We start from the raw sequence: 8,782 nt of genomic DNA on the forward strand, positions 1-8,782 counted from the left end.
TTATGTTGGCTGAACTAGGTAATTTCGCTTTAATACTGGCCCTGATGATGGGCATATTGTTATCTATTTATCCTATGTGGGGTGCTTATAAAAATCATTCTCAAATGATGGCAATGGCAAAACCATTGGCGATTGGCATGTTCGTATTTACTGCTTTTGCATATGGCTGCCTAACGCATGGTTTTATTACCGATGATTTTAGTTTGGCTTATGTAGCAAATACTTCAAACAGTACTTTGCCGATTTATTACAAAATCACCGCTGTGTGGGGTGGGCATGAAGGTTCATTTCTATTGTGGGTGTTAATATTTTCTATTTGGACTGTGGCGGTAGCACTTTTTAGTAAGGCTATTCCCATTAAAATGGTTGCCAGAGTGTTGTCTATTCTAGGCATGGTAGGCATTGGTTTTTACTTGTTTATGTTGCTCACCTCTAATCCATTCGATCGTCTGTTACCTTTCTTCCCTATTGATGGCAAAGATCTAAATCCGCTACTGCAAGACTTTGGTATGATTATACATCCACCTATGTTGTATATGGGGTATGTGGGATTTTCTGTGGCTTTTGCCTTTGCGCTTGCGGCACTAATCTCTGGACAATTGGATTCTACTTGGGCGCGCTGGTCAAGGCCATGGACCATTGCAGCATGGTCTTTTTTGACAGTCGGTATTTCACTCGGCAGTTGGTGGGCTTACTACGAACTTGGCTGGGGTGGCTGGTGGTTTTGGGATCCAGTCGAAAATGCCTCATTTATGCCCTGGTTAGTGGGTACTGCGTTAATTCACAGTTTGGCCGTTACCGAAAAACGTAAAGTATTTAAGTCTTGGACAGTTTTATTAGCGATATCTGCATTTTCATTAAGCTTACTAGGAACGTTTTTAGTTCGTTCAGGTGTGTTGGTTTCAGTGCATTCATTTGCCAGTGACCCTAGCCGTGGATTATTTATTCTTGGTTTATTAGTGGTGATTATTGGTGGATCACTTGCATTGTATGCTTACAGAGCACCTCAGCTCAAAGGTAGTGGTAGATACCAATTGTTTTCAAGAGAAGTATTATTGATTGGTAATAATGTGTTTTTAACTGCGGCCACATTAGTGGTGTTATTAGGTACCTTATTGCCTTTGGTTCACAAAGAACTGGGTTTAGGGTCAATTTCTATTGGCGCACCATTCTTTAATCAAATGTTTACTTATCTGATAGTGCCATTTGTGTTGTTTATGGGCATAGGTCCATTGTCACGCTGGAAAAGCCAATCGGCACACGCTTTATATAAACAATTATTGATTGCGTTTGGTTTAAGTTTGTCTGCTGGCATATTGGTCAATGCCAGTTTCGAGCAATCGAGCTATATGGCGGCGTTAGGCTTAGTTATGAGTTTTTGGATCATGACGACGACTATCATGGAAATTCGTCAACGCATTCAACCCCAGTTGGCCACCGGCAAGTTTACTATTTTGCAAAGCCTTAAAAAGCTTACACCGAGTCATTGGGGTATGGTGTCTGGACATCTCGGTTTCGCCGTGACACTTATCGGGATTGCATTAGTGAGTGCCTACAGTGTGGAACGTAATTTAAGAATGGGTGTAGATGATAGGGTCACGCTACAAAACTATGAATTTGTATTTAAAGGTGTTTCGGAATTTGCTGGTCCTAACTACACAGCGGATATTGGGCATGTTGATGCGTATCAAAACGGTAAAAAAGTGGCGTCACTTGCTGCTGAAAAACGTTTTTATCCAGTTCAAAGAAACGTCATGACTGAAGCAGGAATAGATTCTGGTTTAACGCGAGATTTATTTGTGGCGTTGGGCGAACAGCTTAATAATGGTGATTGGTCGCTACGTATCTACGTTAAACCTTTTATTAACTGGATATGGCTAGGTACATTTATTATGGCGTTTGGTGGGGTGTTATCTATCAGTGATAAGCGTTATCGAACCGCAAAAAATGTTGAAAAAGCAAAAACGACTAAGAAGCCAAGCTCAGCATTGACGGAGCAGCCATCTTGAAAAAAATCGCTTTTTATCTAATCCCTCTAGGGCTGTTTATGAGTTTGAGCATATTTTTGTATCAAGGCTTGTTTTCTGACCCTAGAGATCATCAATCTAGCTTGCTAGAAAAGCCGATGCCTGAATTTGTGTTACCTGATTTGATGAACATTGAGCAGACATACACTCAGGAAGTATTCCTTGGGGAAGTGACCTTACTCAATGTTTGGGGGGTGTGGTGCATCACATGTGCTATCGAGTTGCCTTATCTCAAGCAATTACAAGATGAAGGCAAACATATTGTGGGCTTATATTATGATCAAGACATTGATCCTGATTTTGGAGTGAAGACGGTCGAGCGAGTGCAGCAAGAAGTAACAGACAAACTTAATCAATTGGGTAATCCTTATGCTTATAATATCTTTGATGTAAAACGAAATTTATCCTTGGATCTGGGAGTGACGGGCGCCCCAGAAACATACTTAATCGATCGACAAGGTAAGATACGTTTACACCATATTGGTGATATTAATCCACGGGTTTGGAAGAGTAAATTTGCAAATATGTACGATGAATTGGTGGCACAATGAATCGTTTAATAAGCACATTATTACCCTTAATGCTTATTATGTTTGCATGTCTTAGCAACGTAGCGATAGCCACAGAAGATAAATTTCACCTTGATTCCCCTGAAAAAAGTGCATTGTTTTTAGAGTTAACCAAAGAATTACGCTGCCCTAAATGTCAGAACCAAAATATTGCCGATTCTGATGCAATGATAGCGGTGGACTTGCGACGCAAAGTTTATGAGTTGCTGCAAAAAGATTATGACAGAGACCAAGTGATTGATTATATGAAACAACGCTATGGTGACTTTGTGTATTACCAACCACCGGTCAATTCTATGACAATTTGGCTATGGTTATTACCTGTATTGTTTATTTTTGTTGCCTTAGCGGCTGTAGTTATCACTCGCAAGCGTCAACCTGCAGAGATGGATAACGAGCAGCTAGCCAAAGCCCAAGCAATTTTGGAGCGTGAAGAGTGAGTCTTTTTTATCTTGGGATGGCGTTGTGTGCTGCTATCTTTCTAGTGTTTGTTTTATTTCCTTGGTTCAGGAAAAACGCTGACGATTCTGTCAGCACGTTGTCTAATAAAAGCCTGATTAAACAGCGTTTGAAAGAGCTACAAGTTGAGCAACAGCAAGGTTTGTTGAGCGAGACAGATAGATTACAGTCAGAAAACGAATTAAAAATTGCCCTGTTAGATGAAGTAAAAACCAGCGATGTTAAACAAAGCGGCGTTACGTTAGCCATTTCAATGGGCGCAGTGTTGAGCTTATCGATAGGTATAGGCGTGTATCTATATTCGAATCAAATTAAAAGTGTTCAAGAATGGCAACTTGCGCAACAGCAAACAAGTGAACTTGGGCAGCGGATGCTTAACGGTGATGAAAATCTTGATTTAAATGACTTACAAACGTTTGCTTTAGGATTGAGAACAAAATTAGTTGATACCCCAGAAGATGCGACTGGTTGGATGTTGTTAGGTCGAGTATCCGGTGCCCTTAATAGAGTGGATAGCGCTGTTCAAGCATTTGAAAAGTCTTTGAAATTTGATCCTAATAACGTGGGTACGTTATCCAGTTATGCTCAAGCACTATTGATGACTGGCCAAGAAGAACAGGCTTTACAGGCTAAGCAAGCGCTGTTACGCATACTCTATTTAGAACCCGATAATACTAATGCCATGGGAGTTTTAGCTATTGCCGCGTCTGAGTTAGGTGATAAACAATTAGCGCTTGAAAATTGGCAACGATTAGTTGCTTTTATACCCCAAGCTGATCCCAACTATATTGCTATCAATCAAAGGATTTTACAATTACAGGTAGAGTTAGAGCAGGGTAATCAACAAGTGGTTCAAAATCAGGTTAGTCTGACAAATGAAGAGTCAAATGAAGAGTTAAACGAAGAATTAAGTGAAGAGTTAAATTCAACACGAGTCTCCATAACGATTAATATTAACGACGATTTACAGAAAAAATTGCCTAAAGAAGGTTTTTTATTCGTATTTGCTCAAGAAAGTACTGGTGCAGTGAGAATGCCAGCTGCGGTGGTAAAAATACCATTGGGTGACTTTCCTGTAGTGGTAGAGCTGTCTGATAAAAATGCGATGATGGCGAATTATACCTTGTCGCAACTTCAACAAGCTAAGCTAGTGGCCAGAGTATCCATAGATGAAAATGTGGCTCAGGCAACAGGTGAATTTCAAGGGGAATGGATAGCCACTCTTCGCGCAAACCAATTAACACAAGAAACAATAACGATAGACAAGGAGCTGTAATGAATAGGGTCAATATTTTAACACTAGTATTAGGGCTGATGTTACTCGGTGGGTGTGCATCTCATAAAAGCACGGTCGAACAAACTCAGCGTTATGAAGATCCTAAAGACCCGTTAGAGTCATTTAACCGCATTATGTGGGACTTTAACTATGAAATTCTGGATGAATATGTGCTTCGGCCGACTGCTGTCGCATACGTGGATTATATGCCACAAATAGCGCGTACTGGTTTACTAAATATGGCAGAAAATTTAGAGGAACCCTCCAATAGTCTGAATAATTTATTGCAATGGAAGTTGGATGGTACGTTTATTAGCTTAGGACGTTTTTTGCTGAATTCTTCTTTGGGTTTGTTAGGCGTAATTGACATCGCCAGTGAAATAGGATTAGAAACTCAAGAAGAGGAATTTGGAGAAGTACTGGGTAAATGGGGGGTGGGTACAGGTCCCTATTTGATGATACCCGCACTAGGACCGAGTGACGTGCGTAGCTCGGTAGGCGATTTTGTTGATACGTCTTATTCTCCGATGGATGGCCTTAATTTTTACTTGGGATTTTTACGCGTTGGCATTAAAGCATTGGAAGGTCGAGCGTCGGTGATCCAACAAGAGCAGCAGTTAAGTTCTTCTACCGATCCTTATGCATTCGTGAAAAGTGCTTATTTTCAAAACTTAAAATTTAAAGTGTTAGACGGAAAAATAGTGAAGTCTGAAGAAGAAGCCGCACTAGAAGACGATATCGATGCGTTTTTGGATAACCTGTAACCCACAACCTAATAGCACAGAAAATACAAATAATGGGTAGTGAGTAAAACAGACAAGTTTAAAAACAAACTCACTATTCAAGAAAGTGAGACACGCCCATCAGTGTTCAAAGCACAAATGAGAAGTTAGGACAAACATGCAGAAGCATAATTTTGTCTTAACTTAATTCTCATATTCAGTTGTGCGACGTTGAAGTGTTTAATATTTAGTATGCAAAAGAAATGTTGTTTTCTAGGCTATTTATACCCGTTCGGGTTGTTTGCTTGCCAATTCCAAGAGTCTCTGCACATTTCAGAGAGACCTCTGATGGCTGTCCAACCCAGAGCATCGCTGGCTGTTTTAGGATCGGCATAACAAGAAGCGACATCACCACCTCTGCGAGGTACAAACTCATAGGGGATAGCTTTACCGCTTTGTTTTTCAAATTCTTTGACCATATCCAGTACACTATATCCCTGACCTGTGCCGAGATTATAAGTCACGATACCTGAACCTGTTGAAAGTTTATCAAGAGCTTTTAAGTGACCAGCAGCTAAATCCTCAACATGAATATAGTCCCTTACACCCGTGCCATCAGGCGTGTCATAGTCGTTACCATAGATAGATAATTTGTCACGCTTACCTGTAGCGACTTGGGTAATGAAAGGCATTAGATTATTTGGTATACCGTTGGGATCTTCTCCAATGCGACCTGATGGATGTGCCCCAGCCGGGTTGAAGTATCGAAGTAGAGCAATGTTCCATTCGTTATCAGAATTATACAAGTCACGTAACACCAACTCAACCATGAGCTTTGACATACCATATGGATTAGTAGGTTTACCAGTGGGCATGTCTTCATGCAGTGGTAATTCAACTGGATCGCCATAGACAGTGGCAGACGAACTAAACACTAGATTTTTAACACCAAACTTATTCATGGCCTCGCAAAGCGCTAAAGTACCGTGCACATTGGTATTATAATAACTAAGTGGTTTTGACACCGACTCACCCACGGCTTTTAACCCAGCAAAATGAATGACCGCATTAATTTTATGTTTGGAAAAAAGTAATTCTAAAATGGTGTGATCGCGAATATCACCCTGTACAAAGATGGTACTTTTGCACGTGAGTTCTTCGACACGTCTGAGTGACTCTTGTGAGGAGTTGCACAAGTTGTCGAGCACTATTACTTGATTACCTGCTTCTAAAAGCTGTAACACCGTATGACTACCGATGTATCCGGCTCCACCCGTTACTAAAATGGTTTGCATTGTTAACGTCCTTGAGAATGAGATTGTGATTGAGGGATATACTTCGCGCACAAGGTGTATTGTACTGGTTTAACTACAGCAGGATAAAGTAACGTGACCAATAAAGCCCAAACAATGGCCATCCAGTTTGTAGATGTTTGAATTATAAAAGTAAACACTGGGATCACCACTAACATTTTTAACACATTCAGTAATAATTTTTCAGGTCCAACGAGTTTATTTTGAGCCAATTGCATTGCCGCCAGCCTTTCGGTTAAAGATAAATCACGCAATTGAGGGATTTGTTTGGACGAAAAATACAACTTCATATTAATAATGACCTATTCATAACGAAAAAGTAATGATAAAAAACCCAACTAAGTTAACAGACCTAGTTGGGCGTCGATTTTAATACCTGTTTAAACTAGTTACTAGGCTGTTCAGCAAGCTTTTCCCATTTCTTAGTTTTGAATGTAAATAAGAAGATGACAGCACCAATTGAAATAGTAAATAAACTGATTTGTAAGTAAAGATTAGGCATATCTTCGACCTTATTAGGATCAAAGTTTCCAGCTAGCAAGCCGGCAACTACGTTACCGATAGAGTAAGTGAGTACAAACACCCCCATCATCTGACCAGCAAAGCGTTTAGGTGACAATTTACTGACCGCTGATAATGCAACCGGACTCAAACAAAGCTCACCTACAGTATGCAAAAAGTAAGTAGCGATAAGCCAATAAGGAGCAACCTTTAAACCCGTGGCAGCCACTTGTGCAGCAAAAAACATCACCAAAAAGCCTGAAGCCATAATAATTAAGCCAATAGCACATTTTAATCCGTACGACGGGGTAATCATCCTTTTAGCCATGTTTATCCACATTGCTGCGAAAAAAGGCGACAAAATAACGATAAACATGGAATTAGCAGATTGTAGCCACTCTGGCGGAATTTCAAAAGTACCAATAATTCTATCAGTATAATTTTGCCCAAATAGATTCAAAGATGAACCAGCCTGTTCAAAACCAGTCCAGAAAAATATAGACGCGATACACACTAAAAATAAAGCCCCTAGTTGACGCTTTTCGTTAGGTGAATTGTTACCAAGAAAAAATATAGCAGCAAAATAACCTAGAAATAAGACAGTCGCTAGAATGGCAAATTTTTGAGCAACAACAACTGCATTGAATGCCATTAAATTGTTCATCAGCATATAGGCAACCACTACAACAGCGAGCAAAAACAAACCTATAATCGACCAACTAATTTTTGCCGCTTTTGGAGACAACTTAACGGTTGGTTCAGCGCCTGCACCGTCTAACTTGCTAAGGGTTAACTTATATAATACTAAGCCTATAGCCATTCCCACAGCCGCAGCACCAAAAGCCCAATGCCAACCATTGTTAATGCGTAAATACCCACAAACTGCGTAGCCTATAACTGATCCTAGGTTGATACCTAAATAATATAGGGTGTAACCACTATCACGTCGGTTGTCATCACTGGCATAAAGTTGTCCTACCATGGCACCAATATTGGGTTTCAACAAACCCGTGCCTAACACCACTAAAATTAGCCCTATAAAAAAAGTGTAGTCATTGGGGATTGCCAGCACAATATGCCCAAACATTATAATTATTCCGCCATACCAAACAGCTTGCTGTCCGCCAATTAAACGGTCGGCCATCCAGCCACCAGGTAAGCCCATTAAATACACAGAACCGGTATATAAACCATAAATCGCGGTTGCCGAAGCAACCGTGATTGCTAACCCACCTTCTTGAATTGATGCCGTCATAAAGAGCACCAACATGGCACGCATGCCGTAGTAACTCATACGCTCCCACATTTCTGTCAGAAATAGTGTAGAAAGTCCCCCTGGGTGCCCCATGAAATCTTTCGTTTTTGTTTGAACTGATTCAGTTGTCATTTAATCTGCCTTTTATTTTTATAATGTTTGACAAGTTAGACTGTGCCCAATGATAAAAGCCTCCCTGAAGGCAAAAGTATCTTATGGGTATATTGTATCAACACAAACCAAAATATCTTGAGGTCTGAATTGAGAATAGGCCTAACGTTGTCTGTCATTTGGACGCATTGTTTATACTAGAGCACAGAAATTAAAACAACTCTGTCGTTAAAAACAAATTGTACTAGTGGCCATTTTGTATTCATTACTATGTTTATGACACATATAAAGTAATTTTACTTTACGTGTTTGATCGTAAGTTTGTGTGCGGTTTTGATTAATTTTATATCGTAAGGTTTTTAATAAATTAAAAACGTGCATGAAATATCCATAAGCAACGTTTGCAACAAGTCGTGTTTATCTAAAACAATCGCTTATAACTGAGTAACATTATGCTTACATTTTGACTACAAGCTTTAACATTAATTCGCTAGCCATCAGGTAGTTATCTTTGTTATGATCAGTAAATGGACAAGCATTGTAGTAACC

Annotated in this window: 8 protein-coding genes; 5 read left to right on the top strand and 3 right to left on the bottom strand. The window is 39.9% G+C overall.

Annotated features, from left to right (window positions below):
• Positions 1–2: 2 nt before the first annotated feature.
• From QZ562_RS08825 to QZ562_RS08845, 5 genes are read left to right on the top strand one after another with little or no spacing between them, the layout of a single operon-like run.
• A complete protein-coding gene (locus tag QZ562_RS08825) occupies positions 3–2,009 on the top strand; it encodes a heme lyase CcmF/NrfE family subunit (protein ID WP_293759240.1) in 2,007 nt (668 codons plus the stop codon).
• Positions 2,006–2,578: a redoxin family protein gene (locus tag QZ562_RS08830; RefSeq protein ID WP_293759242.1), complete on the top strand. Its 573-nt coding sequence runs from the start codon at positions 2,006–2,008 to the stop codon at positions 2,576–2,578. Before QZ562_RS08825 ends, QZ562_RS08830 begins: the two co-directional genes overlap by 4 nt.
• Positions 2,575–3,036, top strand: a complete 462-nt coding sequence (locus QZ562_RS08835; protein ID WP_293759244.1) for a cytochrome c-type biogenesis protein — start codon at positions 2,575–2,577, stop codon at positions 3,034–3,036. The genes QZ562_RS08830 and QZ562_RS08835 overlap by 4 nt, the downstream gene beginning before the upstream one ends.
• A complete protein-coding gene (ccmI, locus tag QZ562_RS08840) occupies positions 3,033–4,331 on the top strand; it encodes a c-type cytochrome biogenesis protein CcmI (protein WP_293759245.1) in 1,299 nt (432 codons plus the stop codon). The genes QZ562_RS08835 and ccmI overlap by 4 nt, the downstream gene beginning before the upstream one ends.
• The gene (locus QZ562_RS08845; protein WP_293759246.1) at positions 4,331–5,095 is read left to right on the top strand and encodes a VacJ family lipoprotein; all 765 of its coding nucleotides are present in this window, start codon (positions 4,331–4,333) and stop codon (positions 5,093–5,095) included. Before ccmI ends, QZ562_RS08845 begins: the two co-directional genes overlap by 1 nt.
• Positions 5,096–5,331: 236 nt before the next feature.
• On the opposite strand, the gene galE is transcribed toward QZ562_RS08845, so the two are convergent.
• From galE to QZ562_RS08860, 3 genes are all read right to left on the bottom strand, one after another.
• A complete protein-coding gene (gene galE, locus QZ562_RS08850) occupies positions 5,332–6,348 on the bottom strand; it encodes a UDP-glucose 4-epimerase GalE (protein WP_293759247.1) in 1,017 nt (338 codons plus the stop codon).
• A gap of 2 nt (positions 6,349–6,350) precedes the next feature.
• Positions 6,351–6,656 carry a DUF6170 family protein gene (locus QZ562_RS08855; RefSeq protein ID WP_293759248.1) on the bottom strand — a complete coding sequence of 102 codons (306 nt, stop codon included), beginning with the start codon at positions 6,654–6,656 and terminating at the stop codon, positions 6,351–6,353.
• A gap of 95 nt (positions 6,657–6,751) precedes the next feature.
• A complete protein-coding gene (locus QZ562_RS08860; protein WP_293759249.1) occupies positions 6,752–8,254 on the bottom strand; it encodes a peptide MFS transporter in 1,503 nt (500 codons plus the stop codon).
• Positions 8,255–8,782: the final 528 nt, after the last annotated feature.

This window comes from uncultured Paraglaciecola sp., assembly GCF_913058035.1.
Classification (GTDB): Bacteria; Pseudomonadota; Gammaproteobacteria; order Enterobacterales; family Alteromonadaceae; genus Paraglaciecola.

Excerpts from the sequence above, each read along its gene's own strand:
- QZ562_RS08860 (WP_293759249.1), bottom strand. The coding sequence starts at position 8,254 with ATGACAACTGAATCAGTTCAAACAAAAACGAAAGATTTCATGGGGCAC.
- QZ562_RS08845 (WP_293759246.1), top strand. The coding sequence starts at position 4,331 with ATGAATAGGGTCAATATTTTAACACTAGTATTAGGGCTGATGTTACTC.
- QZ562_RS08855 (WP_293759248.1), bottom strand. The coding sequence starts at position 6,656 with ATGAAGTTGTATTTTTCGTCCAAACAAATCCCTCAATTGCGTGATTTA.
- QZ562_RS08835 (WP_293759244.1), top strand. The coding sequence starts at position 2,575 with ATGAATCGTTTAATAAGCACATTATTACCCTTAATGCTTATTATGTTT.
- galE (WP_293759247.1), bottom strand. The coding sequence starts at position 6,348 with ATGCAAACCATTTTAGTAACGGGTGGAGCCGGATACATCGGTAGTCAT.
- QZ562_RS08825 (WP_293759240.1), top strand. The coding sequence starts at position 3 with ATGTTGGCTGAACTAGGTAATTTCGCTTTAATACTGGCCCTGATGATG.